Here is an 18,138-nt window from a genome sequence, read left to right as displayed (position 1 = left end):
TGTCATATGATAGGTATATAATTGGCAGGGTTATAATTTATTGTTATAAGACAAATGTTTACTTATGAATTATTGTTATCAATATTAGTTATTTCAAGTATTTGCCCTTATACTCAGTAAGGTTGAATAAATATGGTCAAGGAAGGCATCGCTCCGTTAATTCATTAAAATTTTATCAAAGAGAATAGATTATGCTAAGTTATAAAGCTCCCCTACGTGACATTAAATTCTTGCTTAATGATGTATTTGACTACCAAACACATTATAAGAGCTTGAGTAATGGCGAAAATGCCGATCCTGAAACTATAGATATGATTTTACAGGGTATTGCTGACTTTTCTGAAAACGTTATTGCCCCTTTATATCAGCCAGCAGACGCTGAAGGGTGTCATTTTGAAGATGGTGAAGTAACGACACCTGAAGGCTTCAAAGATGCTTACAACCAGTTTGTAGAAGGCGGATGGCAAGGTATTTCGTACCCTGAAGAGTACGGCGGTATGAACTTACCTATGTCGATTAACCTCATCAAATCAGAAATGATTGGTACGGCTAACTGGCCTTGGTCAATGTATCCTGGGTTAACCACTGGTTGTATTAATACGTTATTACAGTATGGTACTGAAGAGCAAAAAGACGCCTATCTACCTAAGTTAGTAGAAGGCACTTGGTCAGGTACGATGTGCTTAACTGAGCCTCAGTGCGGTACAGACTTAGGTCAAGTTAAGACTAAAGCTATCCCACAAGATGATGGTACCTATAAATTAAACGGTACTAAGATCTTTATCTCAAGTGGTGAGCACGATCTAACTGATAATATTATCCATATTGTATTGGCACGTCTTCCAGATGCGCCTGAAGGCACGCGTGGTATTTCACTATTTATCGTACCTAAGTTTTTAGTGAACGAAGAAGGTGAAGCGGGCGAGCGCAATGGCGTTAAATGTGGCTCAATTGAACATAAAATGGGTATCGCATCTTCATCAACTTGTGTATTAAACTTTGATGGCGCTACCGCATACTTGATTGGTGAGCCAAACAAAGGCTTAAAAGCCATGTTTACCTTTATGAATACTGCCCGTATTGGTACTGGTATTGAAGGTCTGGCACACATTGAACTTGCGTTCCAAAATGCCCTACCATATGCCAAAGATCGTCGTTCTATGCGTACCCTTTCAGGTACTAAAGATCCTGATCATGTTGCTGATGCTATTATTCATCATGCTGATGTTCGTCGTATGCTATTGACCATGAAAGCCTTTGCAGAAGGTGGTCGTTCAATGATTTACCATGCATCGCGCTATGCAGATAAGATGTCGCAAGGTGTGGCTGATGGGGACAACGACGAATTTGAAAAGTGGGATGACAAGCTTGGCTTCTATACGCCTATCTTAAAAGGTTTCTTGACTGAGCTTGGTATTGAAGCTGCTAAAGAAGGCCAGCAAGTATACGGCGGTCATGGTTACATCAAAGAATGGGGCATGGAGCTTATCGCTCGTGATGCTCGTATTGCCACCCTTTATGAAGGCACAACGGGTGTTCAAGCACTAGACTTATTAGGCCGTAAAGTTATTTTACAATCTAAAGGTAAAATCGTCCGTGATTATACGGCTAGCATCATGAAGTGGTGTGGTGAGTATGCGCTTGATAAAAACATGCGCAAATACGTGTGGGCATTAACCAAGCTTTGTGCTGAGTGGAACACTTTAACCGTACGCCTAATGCTAAGTGCGCGTAAAGATCGTGAGATAATCTCAGCCGCTTCTGTCGATTATCTCATGTACTCAGGTTATGTGATGATGGCCTATCACTGGGCACGTATGGCAGCAGTTGCGTTAGATAAGCTTGAAAATGGTGGTACTGAAGCGCCTGGTTTCTATGAAGCTAAGGTTCAAACCGCTGATTTCTACTTTGATAAGATCTTACCACGTACCTCAGGTCATGCAGAGAGCATGGTAGCACCAAGCTCTTCAATGACAGATATGGATGTTGAAAACTTCGCATTCTATGACTAATCAATTGTTTAATGTATAAATATTGATGTAAGTACGCGATACAAAATCGTTCTTAATAACAAAACCGCCCTTAATAATAGTTAAGGGCGGTTTTTTAGATTTATACTTTTGTGAAAACAACCTATAGTCAAAGACGTTTAAATTGGTTACAAGGCTACCGAGTGCACTTAGTGTCCCACCATTAGAGGGTAGGCTTATTGAGGTTAACGCCTTAATCTATTAGTCGTTCGCTTAGTCGTTCGCTGATTATATCTTTGCCAAACTCGCTAAATCTACTAGCGTTTGTGCTCGTTTTAATCGATTTGTTAATTTTTAAATTTGGTATTAGATCTTTTGCTTTTTATAAGCCTCTGTCAACTCAACCACCTCTACACAGTATTGAATCGATACTCGGCCCGATTGCTGCTCTGTTAGCTCTCTTTTTAAACAGTCCAATAGCTTTTCAGCTAAGTCATCTCGTATTAGCTGGCTACGTCCAGGCATAAGCCTTAATTGTAAGTAGATAAACCCTTGTTCTTGCTGATCATCTTCTATACCAACCAAAAACGTTTCAACATCCAATATTCGGGCTTTAATGGCTTGTCGAGTGCTGAAATGTCCTGTATCCCATAAAGTGCTATTTAACGTTTTTAGTAAGCTTTCTGCGTTTTTGATAACCACATTGGGTGTGGCTTGAACAATAACGTGAGGCATTGTACTTCCTTTAATAGTTTAGTAGTTGATAAATCATTCAATCCACAATATCAGCAGTATGCGCCGACAAGGTATCAATAAGCTGTTCTGGCGGCAGCTCTATTTCCAAACCGCGTTTGCCGCCACTGACATACACAGTCTCAAGCGTTTCAGCGCTTTGATGTATGACCGTTGCCAAGCGCTTTTTTTGACCCAGCGGGCTGACACCGCCGAGCACATAGCCTGTTGTACGTTCAACGGCTTTAGGATCAGCCAGTTGTAGCTTTTTACACCCCAAGGCTTTGGCTAATTTTTTAAAGTTTAATGTATGCATGACAGGCAGAACAGCAACGGCAAGCTTATTGGCGTCCGTTCTAACGACCAATGTTTTAAACACATATCCAGCAGGTACGCCTAATTTGTCCACTGCTTCTTGTCCATAGGATTCAGCATTCGGATCGTGCTCATATTCGTGAATATGATAGTCGAGCTTTAGTTTTTTGGCGAGGTTTACCGCTGGCGTCATGGTGTTACATCCTAAAAGTAGTTTCTAAAGCATAAGCTGAGGCTATCATATACAATCTGAAAGCAGCCTAAAACTTATCTAAATACTCGCTCAAATAAGATCAGTATCTGAATTCTTTAATCGGTAAAATTCCAATGAGCTAAAACGTTCACTAATACAGCCATTGTTTTAAATATAGTCATTACCAATAGTAAAGTTAAGCTTAAGCATAAAACAACTAATTACTAAGCTACTAACATTTAAAAATAATAGCAAACCAACTGCTAATAGGTTAGTCTTAAAGATAACGTTAGTTATTATTAACGTTCTTATTAAGCTGAAGCTGCCATTTAGAAAGAAATTTTTAGAAAGCTCTGTGAACAATTATAAGCCATTCAACTAGACTTATAAAAATTTAGCATAAAATACATCAATAAAATTGTAGTTAAGGAAGTCCAAAATATTTACAAGTTAACTGATTGCAAGTACTTCCCATGTAGACTTAGCGAGGTTAACGCTGTAACCGTTTAGTAGTTCTTTAACTATATTCACCAATAGACTCAAGGAGATACTAAATATGGATGAAGCATTAGTAATAATAGGAGCTATCGCCTTTGTGTTTTGTTTTATTATGTTTGTGTTTAGCTTGATCCAACTGATTGTCAGTGCATTTATCAAAGATGTCGATAAAAAACCAAAGATTTTTAATAACGCTAAAAAAATCTTATTGTTTAGTTTAATTGGTGGTGTCGTAGGATTTGGGGTATGTGCCAGTAACTTCAGTCTAGGAACAATGCATTAAACGCCTACTGCTCCATTTAAAATAGACGACCTTCTACACAATAATCTGTACTTAAACTTCAATTAACTTCATGATCATTCAATTATCTGAAAGCAATAAAAAGGGCTCTAAACCAATAAAGTTAAGAACCCTCATAAATATTATAGATACCGTTAATTAACAGCTGACAGTCGATTGCTAGACAACAGCCGCTTGCTAACACTCGTTTGCTAACAGTATTCTTAAGGTTTAACCGCTACTAAAACACGGATACTATCAGGCACTAAAGACAAATTGTTTAGCGCCTGTTCACCCTGAGCTTTAAGCGCTTCTAATCGCTCAATCTCTTCATCACGTACGTTTGGATTTACCTGTTGTAACTGCTTCAGGCGGCTAATCTCACGTTGCCACACTTGACTAAAGCGTTCAACCGCTTGCGCACTGAGGTCATAAAGCTTAGTTTGAGCAATAGACTCTGCATCGTGATAGCGCGCCTCAATGACTTGACTGCGAACCTTAACGACTTGACGCGCGCGGTTTTTGTCAAGGCGCTCAATATGCGGCAGTATCATGTCGGCTGTGATACGTTCGGACAGATCATTACCCTGCTCACCCAAAAATACGCGCAACATTTGTGTTGGCAAGGTAGCTGCTAGATTCAGCACTTTAGGTGCAATCGTAGTCACTCTAAAGTTAACTTCTAGTAGCAGCATACCCTCTGGAACTGTATTACTCTTAAGCATGGCGACCGTCGTATTACCAAACGTGCCAGAGTTTGCCATATCGTAAATAGACTGCATTAAAGGATGCTCATGCGTCATAAACGCCATGTCTTCACGCATGAGTGCTTGGCTACGCGTAAAGGTCAGACTCATACCATCCTCTGATAGGGGTAGATTCTCAATATCAGGATGCTGGCTGTTTTCCGCTTCTGGCGGATGAATCACCCAAGAGCCATCACGCTGTACGCTATGATCTATATTGGCTGAGGCTAAGAAGCGATCGAGGAAAGATTGCAGTAGATTATTAGCATCAAATTCGCTCATTGCATCGGCAATTCGACCTGCCACTCGAGGACGGCAAGAGTTATACTCTAAAAGTCGATCGCGGCCTGCTTGCAGCTCTGCTTCAAGCTCTTGACGTAGCTTAGCCGCGTCATTGATTAGATCGGACAACGCTTGGCGATTCTGCGGCGTGTCTTCGCCTTCAAGCAGCGGCTTTAGATCCACAATATACTGCTCTTGGACCGTTTGCGCCGTTGGTGAGATGCGGTTAAATATATTCAGCGCTTCATCATACCAACGGTATAAACGCTCTTGCGCTGTGCCTTTGACATAAGGAACGTGTAGGGTGATTTTTTCATTTTGACCGATGCGATCCAAACGACCAATACGCTGCTCCAATGTATCTGGATTGGCCGGTAGATCCCACAGTACCAAATGACTTGCAAACTGGAAATTACGACCCTCAGAGCCAATCTCAGAGCTTAATAAAATCTGCGCGCCTTCTTCATCTGCAAAGAATGCCGCCGCTTGGTCACGCTCAAGTAGGCTCATTTGCTCTGTGAATAATGCCGTCTTAATACCAGCATGTAAGCGCAGTACCGCCTCCAAGCTTTCAACCGTTGCCCCACTACGGGCAATTAATAATACTTTTTGTTGTTTTAAGTCATCTTTTAGTAGGTCAATCAACCACATCACACGAGGGTCATCTTCAAGCCAGCCGCCATCAGGTTGATTTTCTTCTCCCCAAAGCTGTTCACGCAGCTTGCCGCAAGTTTGATAGCTGTCCTTCCAGCTATCTGGACAAGGAAGCGGATGTGGATGGCTGCTACGACCATGAAACCCTTGCACGCTATCACGGGTATTACGGAACAATACCCGCCCTGTACCATGCCGATCTAGCAATTGATTTAGCGCATAAGTGCGTAGTTTGTCATCTTCATTAATTGATGCCAGCTCATCACTGTCATCAAATCCAAGCAGTTGAGTTAGCGCCTTAATTTGAGCGTCAGACAATGGGTCTTTATCCATCAATACTTCTGCCACGGTAGCAGTCTGTGCAAAGGCATCTTGACTGTCAATAAAGTCATCTAAATCATCAAAACGATCGGGATCAAGCAAGCGCAGACGGGCAAAATGACTTTCGATACCAAGCTGTTCTGGTGTGGCGGTTAATAATAATACGCCTGGCATTTCATGTGCAAAATCTGCCACCAGCTCATATTTATCGTTACCACCTTGCTCACGATCCCAGTGCAGATGATGCGCCTCATCCACAACTAATAAATCAAATCCAGCTTCGATGGCTTGATCGTATAAGTCTTGGTGGTCGAGCAGCAAATCCACACCCGCAATAATACACTGCTCAGTGGTAAATACGTTTTGATCTGGATTGTGCTCTTTAATGGACGCCGTACGGACCAGGTCAAATAAAGCAAAATTTAGGTTAAAGCGGCGACGCATCTCAATCATCCATTGATACTGCAAACTATCAGGAACGAGTATCAGCACCCGCTTGGCTTTACCCATTAATAGCTGCTGATGAATAATCAGTCCTGCTTCAATAGTTTTGCCTAGCCCCACCTCGTCTGCAAGTAGCACACGTGGCGCAATGCGCTTACCCACCTCATGTGCAATGTAGAGCTGATGCGGAATAATATCGACACGCGCCCCCATTAGACCTTTTAGAGGATGACCTGCTAACGCCGACTGCATACGCAATATGTCTTGACGCAGCTCGTACCAATCTCCGCGTTCTACACGTCCTGCAAGTAGGCGCTCAAGTGGTTTAGCAAGCGTGATATTCGCCGCTAAACGCGTTTCCATAATACCGCGAGGATGCCCTTCAACATGATATTTAAGCACCCCCATCACCTCATCAACACCAGTGACGATATGGGTGTTGCCTTCTTGGTCGGTAATCTCATCACCTTCTTTGAAGATGACACGCGATAGTGGTGCTGAGTTCTTGGCGTATACCCGCGTCTCTTCGCTTTGGGCAAACAAGATGTGTACACAGCGGTCATCAACATCAATGACCACGCCCAAGCCAAGCTCAGCTTCGGTATCAGATAAATAACGTTGGCCAACGGCAAATTCAGGAATTAAAGCAGCTATTGTCATAAATAAATATATTCTTTTACAGGGGTGGAGTTGTTAAAACACGATTAACGTATGTTTATTATTCTTGTATCACGTCAACGAGATAGCTATTGATATAGCTATTACTGAAGCACGCTATGATTGATCTAGCTGTAATGATAGCGAGCCACAAAGATTATATAACCGTTCATGCACACTCTACAATTAAAAGCATCTACCATTAACAGCTTCTACTAATTAACAGCATTCATAGGGATTCATAACTACAATTATGAGGTCAAACTTATTAATTTCTATACCTTATTTTGCCTATATTACGATTAAATTCTTAATTTAAAGCGCATTGATCAAATATTACTGATATTGGCGACATTGCTTTTAAACAAAGCGACATTGCTTTTTGATAACTGGCTCTTATACTAAAGCGCTTTCTCATTAAAAAGTTATCATTTGCAGCCTACAGTCCCTAATTTAACAGACCCTAATTTAACAGTCGCTAGTTTAACACCCTATAGTTTAACAACTTATGACGCGCATAGAGACGATATATACCAAATCATTATAAATCTTTCACCACACTGCTATAGTCAAAGAGATTAAATGATTGCAAGATAACCGAACGCAAGTACGACTCTTGTAGGTTTAGCGCGGTTGATATCGAAATTGTTCAGACGTTCGCTGTTAATAATAAAATAAACAACAATAGAGTTAACAAGAATAGAGTTAACAAGTTGATACTTTAAATCCTGACCCTAACCCGATATGTTTTGATGCATCTTTTTAATATTGGCTATGCCGCATTCACCTATCGCGGTGTTGCTATCAATACCAATTAAATAACAATTAAATAACAACCAAATATCAACTAAATATCAACTAAATGCCGATTAAATACTTATACAGACCATTAGGAGAATATGATGAAAGCCGTATTTTTGGATAGAGGAACGTTTTTGGATAGTGTTGACTTGTCCGCACCCGAAGGCGTTACAGACTATGAGGTGCATACAGATACCGAGCAAGACACTCAGCTGATTATCAAGCGCTGTCAGGATGCAGACATTATTTTTGCCAACAAAGTGGAAATAAATCGCGACATTATCTCAGCGCTTCCTAACTTAAAGCTGATTCAGCTGACCGCAACGGGTATGAACAATGTCGATGAAGAAGCGTGTAAAGAACACAACATCGAACTATATAATGTGGCAGGCTACGCAGTCAAAAGCGTCCCTGAGCATACCTTTATGCTGATGTTGAGCGCAATGCGTGCATCGCTGCATTATCACAACAAGGTGGTTGATGGCACATGGCAAGCCTCAGAAAGCTTTTGCTTAATGGATGTACCGCTTATAGATCTAGAAGACAAAACGCTCGGTATTATTGGTGTCGGTACGATTGGTGAACGGGTCACTGAGATTGGCAAAGCCTTCGGTATGCAAGTGTTGTGGGCAGAGCATCAGGGCAAACCACCTCGCAATGACGACTATACCGACTTTGATACGGTGCTTAAGACTTCTGACGTGATCAGCTTGCATGTGCCGCTAACTGACAAAACCCAGCATTTGATCAACAATGATACGCTGGCGATGATGGATAAGCATCCGCTGGTGGTCAATGTTGCCCGAGGCGGTGTGGTCAACTCACAGGCAATGGCCGAGGCTGTGCAAAACGAACAAGTACTTGGCTATGCAACCGATGTGTTTGAACAAGAGCCTGTCGCCCAAGACGATCCGCTACTTAAATTGGCGCGTCAAGAGCATCCACGAGTCATCTTTAGCCCGCACAATGCGTGGGGCAGTAGAGCGGCGCAACAGAAGCTGTGGGATATATTAAGTGAGCAGGTGAGTGAGTTTATTGCAAGGCATTAATATTGATTTTTGATCGCCTTTTAGAAGTTGATAAATTTTATGTGACTGATTCTAATAGCTGCTACTATAATTAGTATTATTAAGCGTTGTTAACTGTTTAACAGCGCTTAATTTCATTGAATCATACTAAATACGGATGAAGTTTGATCGGTTTTTTATTTAATTATCAAAAAGCTGTATACCTTAATTAGCAAGATGTCTTGTAGGGACAACACAGTAGTCAATTAAATTAATATGGTAATTAAGCTTTGACGCCTACAGTTTAAACCATGGACTCAAGACTTTAAGGAAAAAGCACATGCAACCGATAAGAGTACTAATAGGCGTTTTGTTAGCAACCAGCTTGCTGAGTTGTAGCACCGTAAAGCCTACCCAAACGCCTGAAAAAACCCCACTGACAGAAAGAGAAAAGTTAGAACAAGTTGCCAGAAGTGTCGCTACTGAAATTACCATAGTGCCCCTTATGTCAGAAGTAGCTGCAGAAAAATTACAGGCAAATCCTTTTATAGTCTGTGCTCATCGTTATGAGAATTCGGGAATGAACCCGCTACCCCCACCTCGTACAGGTATTGAAAGGACTCAACCAATAGTCTTAATGACCAGACAAGAGTTTAACGATAAGATTCAACAATCTCCCTTATGGGAGTCTTTGAGTGATAAAAAATTAAGCAATGGTAGTTATGGTAGTAGTTATAGATTAACAGCCATGATTGATGAATTTGGTTTTGATAGTTATATAGCTATCAACAACCATGCTAGCTATCTTTCAAAACCAACTCAAAAGATAAAGACACTAAGCTATGGTAACTTTTATACTCACCTTAGAAGTAAATATAAACACCAACTATTAAAACAAGAACGCTATGAGATGATAGAAATGATCACGCTCGTGATTGAAGACAGAGCCAAAGCTGCACAAATAGTCGATACTTTGTATAAAGAATATATGGATAAGGTTAATAATCACATATACTTATCTGATGGTAAAACCATTCACACTTATCTTGACTATGAGGGCAAATACTTTGCAATGACAGGTCAACATATGTCAGGTTATGAGCCTGAGCATTGTAACTATGAGGTGCTATCAGGATTGACTATTAGTTAAACCAAATATAAAAGGCGCTATCAATTTTATTGAATCAGCTATCAAATTGAATCCCAAAACTTATTGAATCAGTACAAACAGTATGAGCAAGCAGCATCTTTAATAAAACTATCTTTATAAATTTATATTTACTACATAATAAATGAAAGTTCAGGATAGGTATCAGTAAAATAAATGTGAAAAAGTAGACGTTAACTAAAATAAGGGTTCTAAATAAAGGATAAGCGTTGGGTATGGACGCTGGGTAAAGGACGCTGAGCTGGACAAATAGCCCCGATAGCAGCGGATATACTGCTCGGTTTAGCAAGTTGCGGACGCTTGACATGGGGTGGCTCGCGAAGCAAGAGACACCCCATGGCTTAGCGAACCGCCTTGCTAAAACTAGCAGATAGTAGCGAATAGCGGGATCAGCTACTTGTATTTATAATTAATGTGATTAAGGTTTTAAGATTGCGCTCATAGTATTCAAATTTGGATAAGCCTTGCCCTACCCCATAAATAATACAAACACGCACGCGATCGCCAGTGCGATGCCCAGCATATTTAATTTGCTAAGCGACTCTTTGAAGGCAAATACGCCAACGAGCGTTGCGACCGCTATAACACCGACATTCATGCCTGTAAACACCACGCTCGGCGCATCAGATAACGCTTGGTGCGCTTTGACATAGGCATATATGTTACCCATATTTAATACGCCCAATATTAGCCCCGATGCTAACGCTTTACCTTGCCACTGTACTTTGATGATAAGCAAATAAATAAATAGCACGATGCCTGCCATTGCAAATGCCATAAATAAGGTCAATGGGAAGGCATTGCCTTGTTTGGCGACTTGTTTGAACAAAATATCGATAACACCATATCCCGCCCACACACTCAGTAGCCAAAAGCCGACTGGCATAACGAGTGAGGATTTTTTGGTTTGTTTGGCGATAGTGTTTGGCGCAACAACAGCGTCTTCGCTTCTGTGTACGTCCTTTTGCCGATAAGCCAGTGCTGCTAAAGCAAGAAATCCTATTGCGATGCCGATGATGCGCTGAGTGGTTAGCGTTTCATCAAATAAAGCGAATGCTGCAATGATAGGTATGATAAGTGATAATCGCTGCGCAGCGTCGGTGGCGATAATGCCCACGGCATCAATTGCGCGACCTAAGATAACAAACACTAACGGCAACAACACACCCAATAGTAGTATGATGCTCCATGCACTACCCAAATGCACAGCGGCGCTTATGTCTGGATTCAATAATGTCCACGTTAATATAAAGGCGACAGGATAGCCTGCGACGATGGTTTGACGAATATCAATATTGTTTTGACGCAGTATTTTTAGCAATACCGAAACGGCAACACTACAGAGTACTGCAATTATGAGATAGCTCATACAGTTATAACCAATCAATAAAAAATGTGAGAATGTAAAAATATTTTACAAGTTATACCATATTTTTGCGCTTGTGATGAGGATTTTGGGCGTTTGGTATTGATATGGTTAATAGAGCTTTAAGGTTAGGTAGAAGATTAGGTAAATAGCGATGAGGCAATCATACTCAGTAAACTCAGACTGTAAGCATTCGGATCAGCATGACACAACGACTGTCTCTATTGATCAAAAACCTTTTGCTAGGACGCAGTTTGGAGCGCTTGAATTTGACAGCTTGATTGATGCTATCAATTCATTAATTGGTGGGGTTACAAGTCAGCAGACGGATAATGCCGATAACAGTAGCAATAAGCTCAGTACTAATACGCTCAGTACTAATACGCTCATGATTAATAGCTTAGATGAGGTCACGCTTAAGCCTATGTCTGGAGGCTGTATCAATGACGCTAGTGTGCTTAGCATACCAATATCTGATGACTCTTATTCAAAAGATGACGACACTCATCCAAAGCAGCCAATAGAAACCCACTCCAAACACGCGCCCCTTCAAGTATTTTTGAAGCGTAACGCCATTGACAATCTGCCTCTATTGACCGCTGAAATGGTTGGACTCTCGGCGATAAGCGCAACTGGCGCACGCACTTGCCAGCCCTTAGCATTTGGTACAGATAATGCGCTTGACTGTAGTTTTTTAATACTGTCGATGATACCTTCTTATACTGCTGCTGTTAATAAATCCAGCATTGAAGCGAAGGGCTGGAAAGATATGGCAGTACAATTGGCAACGCTGCATCAAGCGCCCCCTCCCCAGCCCTCCAAACATAGAACTAAGCCTAAATTGGAGTCTAATTTAGAGCCGAATTTAAGTCTTGATTCGAGCGATGCGGGACGATGGTTTGCAGGGTGGTTTGATGATAACTTTATCGGTAGCAGCCCGCAGTATAATGAGTGGACGCCCGATTGGCATGAGTTTTTTGCCACACATCGGCTGGGCGTGCAGACTAAGATGGCGTATGATAATCAGTTGATTGATCGGCAAACCGTTCAGCAAATCGAGCGCCTACAGCTTAAATTAAACCACCTTTTACCTGACTATCCGCTTAAAGACGATAACGGGCGTCCCAGGCCCAGTTTACTACATGGGGATCTGTGGGCAGGTAATGCGATGCTAGGGTCATCGAGTGGTGCTAACGTTAAAGCGAGCGGTGTTAGTGGTGACAAATATAGCGGCAGTACTAGTGACAATATTAATGACAATATTAATGACAGTATTAATGCTCACGGCAAGAATAACCACAACATTGTGGGCTATTTGATAGACCCTGCCGTTTATGTTGGACATCCCGAGACTGATTTGGCCATGACTCGATTATTTGGTGGTTTTGATACGTCATTTTATGAGACATATGCGGCATTTGGTCTTGTTGAACATGATTTTGAAGCTCGGATGGACATTTATAATCTGTATCATTACCTGAATCATTTAAATTTATTTGGTACAGGGTATTTGAGTGCGGTGAAGCGCATTGCGCAGCATTTTGGACGATAGCCATGACGTGCTTGCCAAACTTAATAATATAATCACCAACTTTTAATCTTCATTATTCAAGTACATTATTATTGCTCCATTATTTAAGATCCCTTATTTAAGATCCCTTATTTAAGATCGATTGTTTAAGCTCAATACAGCCCAACTATTAAAGCGACTTAATTTGATACTCTATGAATAAGCTCTTTCACTTTTTTGAAACCCGTCTTTCTGCCTTTCCCGATAACAAGGTGCCTCTGCCAAAAGAGGGCTTGTTAAAGTTTTTGTGGGCATGTACTTATGGCCTACGCAAATGGCTGGTTTTATTTATGATCCTCACTGCCGGTATTGGGGTGTATGAAGCCTTGCTATACGCGTGGATTGGTGACTTGGTTGACTGGATGGGTATTTACACGCCAAGTACACTCTGGGCGGACAAAAGTAGTGACTTAAAGTTGATGTTCGCGGTGCTCATATTAAGCCCTTTTTGGGTAGGGTTTGCCTCCTTGGTGCATTTTCAGGTCATTCAAGGTGTTTTTCCAATGCAAATGCGTTGGCGATTCCACAAGCGTATGCTTGGTCAATCGATGGAGTTTTACCAAAATGAGTTTTCGGGTCGAGTTTCCGCCAAGGTAATGCAAACTGCGCTGGCGGTTCGAGGCACTATTTTGACTGTGGTCGATATGTTGACCTATATATTGGTATTCTTCGTTACCAGTGGGATTATTTTATTTAAATTAGACAGTTTGTTATTACTCCCTTTTGCGCTATGGTTAATTATGTTTGGTGCAACGCTGTGGTATTTTTTACCCAAACTTCGTCAAACGGCAAGTATTCAGGCCAATGCTCGCGCTTTAATGACAGGGCGTATCACCGACGCTTACGCGAATATTATGACGGTGAAACTATTTAGCCATTCACGTCGGGAGCTTGGGTATGCCAAGTCTGCCATGAAGCAGTTTTTGGGTACGGTACATGCGCAGATGCGCTGGGTAACGGTGCTTGAATTTGTTAACCATGTGGTGAGCGTTACCCTCATAGGTAGCACCGCTGCGATTGGCTTGTATTTGTGGCAACGTGGTGATGTGGGCGTCGGTGCGCTTGCGGTCGCTACCGCAATGGCTCTGCGTATCAATGGCTTGACACACTGGATTATGTGGCAGATGGCAACCTTGTTTGAAAGCATTGGTACAGTGCAAGATGGTATCCGCACCTTATCCACACCGCAAAAAGTTGTGGATGCCCCTGATGCCAAAGAGCTTGTTATTAGCAAAGGGCATATTCGTTTTGAAGACGTTGACTTTGGTTATGAAGATGCTGATAAAGCGAGTATGGGGTGTAAGGTTGCCACTGCGGATGACAGTTTGGATGGGGTACCTCAATCGGCTGATAGTGAGTCTGATTATGTGAAACTGCTAAATGGCTTTAACTTGGATATCAAGCCCGGTGAAAAAATAGGCTTAGTCGGTCGCTCGGGTGCCGGCAAGTCTACTTTGGTGAATTTATTGCTGCGCTTTTATGATGTGGATTCGGGTCGTATTACTATTGACTCACAGGCTATCGATAAAGTGACACAAGAAAGCTTACGCCGTCTGATTGGTATGGTCACGCAGGATACCTCTTTGCTGCACCGAACGGTACGTGAAAACATCGCTTATGGACGCCCCTCGGCAACTGATGAGGAGATTATCGAAGCGTGCAAACAAGCGCAGGCGTGGGAGTTTATTCAAGAGCTACATGACGCCAAAGGCAATGTCGGGCTTGACACCCAAGTGGGTGAGCGCGGCGTTAAGCTATCAGGCGGGCAGCGTCAACGTATCGCCATTGCCCGAGTTATGCTAAAAAACGCACCTATTTTACTGCTTGATGAAGCCACCAGCGCACTAGACTCAGAAGTCGAACACGCCATTACTGAAAGCTTGAATGCTATGATGGAAGGTAAAACGGTCATTGCTATTGCCCACAGGTTGTCCACTATTGCTGCGCTAGATCGGTTAGTGGTTATGGATAGAGGCAGTATTATTGAGCAAGGTAGCCATGATGAGCTACTCGCGCAAAATGGTGTTTATGCAAGTTTATGGGACCGTCAAAGTGGTGGGTTCTTGGGTGAAGATGATTGATGTGTAGATAGATGCTTTAAATGTAGATTATTGATAAAAATATTATAGGTATAACTGATACCTTAACAACAACTATAGAAACAACGACTATAGAAACAACGACTATAGAAACAACGACTATATAAATAAGGATTATAGACATAATTGCGTTAAAATGAGTGAGTAAAGTTAACCAAATAGCTTTTTTAATCTATTAGCGTCGTTGACCTAACCACTTAGCTAACCTAAAAACTTAGTTAACACGTAGGGAATAAGTACATATATGGATGAGACACAATATAATCGAATGCAGCCGTTTGAAAAGCGTATTGAAATAGAGGGCAGACAGGCTCGATACTATGATTTAAAAGAGCTCATTGTATCAAATAGCTCAGCTAAATCAGATAGCCCAATTCGCTCAAAATACTCTGATAAGCCACACATTTTGGGTAGCAAGCATCAATCCAAAACATCCAAGACGTCTGACTCTAAAAAACCAGTTGCTCATTTTTATGGGGGTAATGGCTTTCCAGTAGGCGCATACGAGCCATTATTAACTGAGTTAAGTCAGCAATATGACTTGTGCAGCTTGGCGCTACAAGGCTACTGGTATGACCTACCCAAAAAAAAGACACTCACGCGCGAACAAGACGCTAATCTTTTGATTAAGTTTTTGGAAAAGACCCAGTCAGGACCCGTTATTGGTATTGGGCATTCTCAAGGTGCAACAGCAACAGCAATAGCCGCAGCCAAACGCCCTGACCTATTCTCCAGTCTTTACTTTATAGATCCAGTCACGTTCACCAAAAGTCAAACGCTACTGGTAAACCGTATTCCCCGTTTTATATTACAGACGCAAGAGCCTTTTAAGAGTACAAAAGTAAAGCAGGTAAATTGGGCCAGTGTCGACGACTATTATCAGTATTTACGTAATAATAGGGCTTTTAAACGTATTAGTAATGCAAACTTAACCCTGTTTGCGCAAAACAGTCTGTATAAAAAAGACAGCGCGTCATCCAGCTTTGCCTTGTTATTTGATCCAAAATACGAGCTCGCAAGCTACTATGGTACGCCTTATATGACCCCTGCTTTAAAAAAGCTTAATAAAAAAGAAGTACCCTATTTACTTATATTGGCAAAGCCTTCGATATTTAATAGTGACAAAGTCCGCGTCAGTTGGCGAAACGTGGTGCCAAACGATAATATGATTACGCTAAGAGACTATGGTCATCTATTGCCACTGGAAGCACCCAAAGTATGTGCCAATGTTATCTTTGATTATGAGCAAGCACGAAGCGCCACTAAGCTAAGATAATAAAGGCCTATCATATAAAAATGAACCTTGAACATTCGCTAAGATAAAGTCCATAGGCAAGCGATTTAAACCTACAGTTAAGTCGACAACCTAACGAGTACCCGTAGCATGCGAGATCTATTTAGCCCAAGCGAACATGACAACCTATTGCCTTATGATGGTGTTGTGAATGACTTGGGTGTTATTTTATACCCTCACGCAAAAAATAATGACGCTGAGGATAATTGTGCTGAAGATAAAGCTCTATATCATACGCTTTTAAATCAACTCCCTTGGCAGTCAGATAAGGTCACGCTATTCGGTAAGACGCACATCACCACGCGCAAGATTGTCTGGATGGGAGATATGGCACACGGCTCCTCGCTCGCTTATACTTATTCGGGGCATACTCGTCCCATAATTCCTTGGCATAATACTGTGTTTCACGTGAAACACATCATCGAATCCAAACTGCAAAAAATCGGTGTTCAAGTCCATTTTAATACGTGTTTATTAAACTTCTATCCCACAGGGCAAGATGGTATGGGCTATCATGCGGATGATGAAGCTGAGCTTGGTCCTGAGCCTATCATCGCTTCGCTATCGCTTGGTGCTACGCGAAAGTTTGTACTCAAACACAAAAAGACTCAAGATAAAGTTGAGCTTTATCTTGAGTCAGGTCAATTGATTGTCATGCGAGGTAAGACGCAGCAGAATTGGAAACATACCGTCACTAAGACAAAAAGTGTTCAAGAAGGTCGTATCAGTCTTACCTTTCGGCAAATGCCTTTGCAGCACTTGTCTATATAAATGTTATGCACTATTGAGATGCGATGTTCTGCACTATAGAGATGCCGATACTTGGCGGTCTAAAAAGCGCTCACGATAGCACTGATAGGCTGCTTCACACACATTGGCAGTATAATTAGCATTCACACCGCCTGCTACGATAGCGCCAACTGCAGGGATAACTTGAGCGGCTTTGGTTTTTACCATATCTGTCGCAACTTTTGTCGCCGTTTGTCTAATGATGCGTGAGGCCACCTCTTCATTCACTTTGTTAAAGGCAAGCGTTTCAGGGTCTTTTAATAGACTTAGGGTCTCATCTAATGCCGCTTGTCGATCTGTTGTTGACGTCGATGTGGCAATAGAGAGCAACGACATGGCAAATAGCTGCTCTTCTTTTTTACTGACATCAAACCCATAATAAGTGGCGAATTCGGATATAGCGCGTAAATTTGCTGCGATCACAGCCGCAATATCAGCAGGAATACCAGCCCAGCCTGCCATGCCAGTGGTAACGCCTTGCGCACTGGTTGCCGCAACATATTTACTTTTAAACAGGTCAACTTGATTATCAATAGTCTCAAGTGGCAGCTTTTGGATATCTCCTAGAGTAGCGATCACCTCGTTTGATTGCTCATTATAAGCTTTAAGTATGTCTTGGATATCAATAGACCAAGTGGCCGCATCGCTAAACGTTGTCAACGACTTTTCAATGACCTCTTTTAGAGTCTCACCAAACTGCGGCGCATTTAATAACGCATCCCCTGCTTTTTCTATAGGGGTACTTAGTGCAGATAGTGACTTGGTTAGCAGATTTGAATCTGGATGCATCCACTCATTGATCTCTGCTCTAGCTTTTTCATTATAGTCTTTGGAATCTGTTTGGTTATTATCCAAATTTTCTTGTGTACTGTCCATATTATCGTTTGGCATATTTTAATCATCATCCTTTTAATTAAGTGTTTTATTGATTATTAGCGTCTTATATTTATTT

The 18,138-nt window shown here is 41.7% G+C and carries 13 protein-coding genes; 8 read left to right on the top strand and 5 right to left on the bottom strand.

What is annotated here, in order from left to right; all coding sequences use genetic code 11:
- Window positions 1-191: 191 nt before the first annotated feature.
- Complete coding sequence (locus AC21OH_RS11590) at window positions 192-2,012, top strand: acyl-CoA dehydrogenase C-terminal domain-containing protein (RefSeq protein WP_486535168.1); 1,821 nt, start codon at window positions 192-194, stop codon at window positions 2,010-2,012.
- A 324-nt stretch (window positions 2,013-2,336) separates the two neighbouring features.
- Here the strand turns inward: AC21OH_RS11590 and AC21OH_RS11585 are convergent, their stop codons facing one another.
- On the bottom strand, window positions 2,337-2,705 hold the full coding sequence (locus AC21OH_RS11585) for a 5-carboxymethyl-2-hydroxymuconate Delta-isomerase (RefSeq protein ID WP_487369807.1): 369 nt from the start codon (window positions 2,703-2,705) through the stop codon (window positions 2,337-2,339).
- A gap of 37 nt (window positions 2,706-2,742) precedes the next feature.
- On the bottom strand, window positions 2,743-3,210 hold the full coding sequence (gene ybaK, locus AC21OH_RS11580; protein WP_487369808.1) for a Cys-tRNA(Pro) deacylase: 468 nt from the start codon (window positions 3,208-3,210) through the stop codon (window positions 2,743-2,745).
- Between the two features lie 556 nt (window positions 3,211-3,766).
- On the opposite strand from ybaK, the gene AC21OH_RS11575 reads away from it, so the two are divergent.
- Window positions 3,767-3,991 carry a hypothetical protein gene (locus tag AC21OH_RS11575; protein ID WP_487369809.1) on the top strand — a complete coding sequence of 75 codons (225 nt, stop codon included), beginning with the start codon at window positions 3,767-3,769 and terminating at the stop codon, window positions 3,989-3,991.
- Between the two features lie 221 nt (window positions 3,992-4,212).
- Here AC21OH_RS11575 and rapA read toward each other — a convergent pair whose 3' ends face one another.
- Complete coding sequence (gene rapA, locus AC21OH_RS11570) at window positions 4,213-7,095, bottom strand: RNA polymerase-associated protein RapA (protein ID WP_487369810.1); 2,883 nt, start codon at window positions 7,093-7,095, stop codon at window positions 4,213-4,215.
- 899 nt (window positions 7,096-7,994) lie between these two features.
- On the opposite strand from rapA, the gene AC21OH_RS11565 reads away from it, so the two are divergent.
- Window positions 7,995-8,942 carry a D-2-hydroxyacid dehydrogenase gene (locus tag AC21OH_RS11565; protein ID WP_487369922.1) on the top strand — a complete coding sequence of 316 codons (948 nt, stop codon included), beginning with the start codon at window positions 7,995-7,997 and terminating at the stop codon, window positions 8,940-8,942.
- A gap of 298 nt (window positions 8,943-9,240) precedes the next feature.
- Complete coding sequence (locus tag AC21OH_RS11560) at window positions 9,241-10,050, top strand: hypothetical protein (RefSeq protein WP_487369811.1); 810 nt, start codon at window positions 9,241-9,243, stop codon at window positions 10,048-10,050.
- A 487-nt stretch (window positions 10,051-10,537) separates the two neighbouring features.
- Here the strand turns inward: AC21OH_RS11560 and AC21OH_RS11555 are convergent, their stop codons facing one another.
- Window positions 10,538-11,437, bottom strand: a complete 900-nt coding sequence (locus AC21OH_RS11555) for an EamA/RhaT family transporter (protein ID WP_487369813.1) — start codon at window positions 11,435-11,437, stop codon at window positions 10,538-10,540.
- Window positions 11,438-11,588: 151 nt separating this feature from the next.
- On the opposite strand from AC21OH_RS11555, the gene AC21OH_RS11550 reads away from it, so the two are divergent.
- The 4 genes from AC21OH_RS11550 to AC21OH_RS11535 all read left to right on the top strand — a co-directional run bounded on the left by AC21OH_RS11550 (window position 11,589) and on the right by AC21OH_RS11535 (window position 17,168).
- Window positions 11,589-12,986, top strand: a complete 1,398-nt coding sequence (locus tag AC21OH_RS11550; protein ID WP_487369814.1) for a fructosamine kinase family protein — start codon at window positions 11,589-11,591, stop codon at window positions 12,984-12,986.
- 173 nt (window positions 12,987-13,159) lie between these two features.
- The gene (locus tag AC21OH_RS11545; RefSeq protein WP_487369815.1) at window positions 13,160-15,085 is read left to right on the top strand and encodes an ABC transporter ATP-binding protein; all 1,926 of its coding nucleotides are present in this window, start codon (window positions 13,160-13,162) and stop codon (window positions 15,083-15,085) included.
- 262 nt (window positions 15,086-15,347) lie between these two features.
- Window positions 15,348-16,379: an alpha/beta fold hydrolase gene (locus tag AC21OH_RS11540; RefSeq protein ID WP_487369816.1), complete on the top strand. Its 1,032-nt coding sequence runs from the start codon at window positions 15,348-15,350 to the stop codon at window positions 16,377-16,379.
- 108 nt (window positions 16,380-16,487) lie between these two features.
- Window positions 16,488-17,168, top strand: a complete 681-nt coding sequence (locus AC21OH_RS11535; RefSeq protein WP_487369817.1) for an alpha-ketoglutarate-dependent dioxygenase AlkB family protein — start codon at window positions 16,488-16,490, stop codon at window positions 17,166-17,168.
- 33 nt (window positions 17,169-17,201) lie between these two features.
- Here AC21OH_RS11535 and AC21OH_RS11530 read toward each other — a convergent pair whose 3' ends face one another.
- Window positions 17,202-18,077, bottom strand: a complete 876-nt coding sequence (locus AC21OH_RS11530) for an EcsC family protein (protein ID WP_487369818.1) — start codon at window positions 18,075-18,077, stop codon at window positions 17,202-17,204.
- Window positions 18,078-18,138 lie beyond the last annotated feature (61 nt).

The organism is Psychrobacter sp. CX10, assembly GCF_057621575.2.
The sequence above is the reverse complement of the archived record's forward strand: the minus strand, read 5'-3'. Positions and strand labels throughout refer to the sequence as shown.

Excerpts from the sequence above, each read along its gene's own strand:
- AC21OH_RS11590 (WP_486535168.1), top strand. The coding sequence starts at position 192 with ATGCTAAGTTATAAAGCTCCCCTACGTGACATTAAATTCTTGCTTAAT.
- AC21OH_RS11585 (WP_487369807.1), bottom strand. The coding sequence starts at position 2,705 with ATGCCTCACGTTATTGTTCAAGCCACACCCAATGTGGTTATCAAAAAC.
- ybaK (WP_487369808.1), bottom strand. The coding sequence starts at position 3,210 with ATGACGCCAGCGGTAAACCTCGCCAAAAAACTAAAGCTCGACTATCAT.
- AC21OH_RS11575 (WP_487369809.1), top strand. The coding sequence starts at position 3,767 with ATGGATGAAGCATTAGTAATAATAGGAGCTATCGCCTTTGTGTTTTGT.
- rapA (WP_487369810.1), bottom strand. The coding sequence starts at position 7,095 with ATGACAATAGCTGCTTTAATTCCTGAATTTGCCGTTGGCCAACGTTAT.
- AC21OH_RS11565 (WP_487369922.1), top strand. The coding sequence starts at position 7,995 with ATGAAAGCCGTATTTTTGGATAGAGGAACGTTTTTGGATAGTGTTGAC.
- AC21OH_RS11560 (WP_487369811.1), top strand. The coding sequence starts at position 9,241 with ATGCAACCGATAAGAGTACTAATAGGCGTTTTGTTAGCAACCAGCTTG.
- AC21OH_RS11555 (WP_487369813.1), bottom strand. The coding sequence starts at position 11,437 with ATGAGCTATCTCATAATTGCAGTACTCTGTAGTGTTGCCGTTTCGGTA.
- AC21OH_RS11550 (WP_487369814.1), top strand. The coding sequence starts at position 11,589 with ATGAGGCAATCATACTCAGTAAACTCAGACTGTAAGCATTCGGATCAG.
- AC21OH_RS11545 (WP_487369815.1), top strand. The coding sequence starts at position 13,160 with ATGAATAAGCTCTTTCACTTTTTTGAAACCCGTCTTTCTGCCTTTCCC.
- AC21OH_RS11540 (WP_487369816.1), top strand. The coding sequence starts at position 15,348 with ATGGATGAGACACAATATAATCGAATGCAGCCGTTTGAAAAGCGTATT.
- AC21OH_RS11535 (WP_487369817.1), top strand. The coding sequence starts at position 16,488 with ATGCGAGATCTATTTAGCCCAAGCGAACATGACAACCTATTGCCTTAT.
- AC21OH_RS11530 (WP_487369818.1), bottom strand. The coding sequence starts at position 18,077 with ATGCCAAACGATAATATGGACAGTACACAAGAAAATTTGGATAATAAC.